Annotated in this window: 1 protein-coding gene; it reads right to left on the reverse strand. The window is 67.6% G+C overall.

Going from position 1 to position 715, the window contains the following annotated elements; translation table 11 throughout:
* Positions 1 to 715, reverse strand: a 715-nt coding sequence (locus NFE57_RS16600; protein ID WP_252136697.1) for an AMP-binding protein, incomplete at both ends; no start/stop codon positions are given.

Consider the following 715-nt stretch of genomic DNA (forward strand, 5'->3'; position numbering starts at 1 on the left):
TTCGACCTCGGCGGTGCCCATGCGGTGGCCCGAGACGTTGATGACGTCGTCGACCCGGCCGGTGATCCAGTAATCGCCGTCCGCATCGCGGCGGCAGCCGTCGCCCGAGAAATAATAGCCCGGATAGGTCGCGAAATAGGTCTGGAAGAAACGGTCGTGATCGCCCCACACGGTGCGCATCTGCCCCGGCCAGCTTTTGGCGATGCACAGATTGCCCTCGGCCGGGTTGCCGGTCTGGAGCACGCCGTCGGCATCGACGATCTGCGGCTCGATCCCGAAGAACGGCCGGATCGCGCTGCCGGGCTTGAGCCCGTGCGCGCCGGGCAGCGGGGTGATCATGTGCCCGCCGGTCTCGGTCTGCCACCAGGTGTCGACGATCGGGCAGCGGCCTTCGCCGACCACATCGTGATACCAGCGCCACGCCTCGGGGTTGATCGGTTCGCCCACCGTGCCGAGCAGCTTCAGCGATTTGCGCGAGGTCTTGGTGACGAACTCGTCGCCTTCGCGCATCAAGGCGCGCAGCGCGGTGGGGGCGGTGTAGAGGATCTCGACCTGGTGGCGGTCGCACACCTGCCAGATCCGGCTGGCGTCGGGCCAGTTGGGCAGGCCTTCGTACATCAGCGTCGTCGCGCCGTTGGCGAGCGGGCCGTAGACGATATAGCTGTGCCCGGTGACCCAGCCGATATCGGCGCCGCACCAATAGACCTGCCCCGGC

The sequence above is a fragment of the Hephaestia sp. MAHUQ-44 genome, from assembly GCF_023806085.1.
Classification (GTDB): Bacteria; Pseudomonadota; Alphaproteobacteria; order Sphingomonadales; family Sphingomonadaceae; genus Sphingomonas.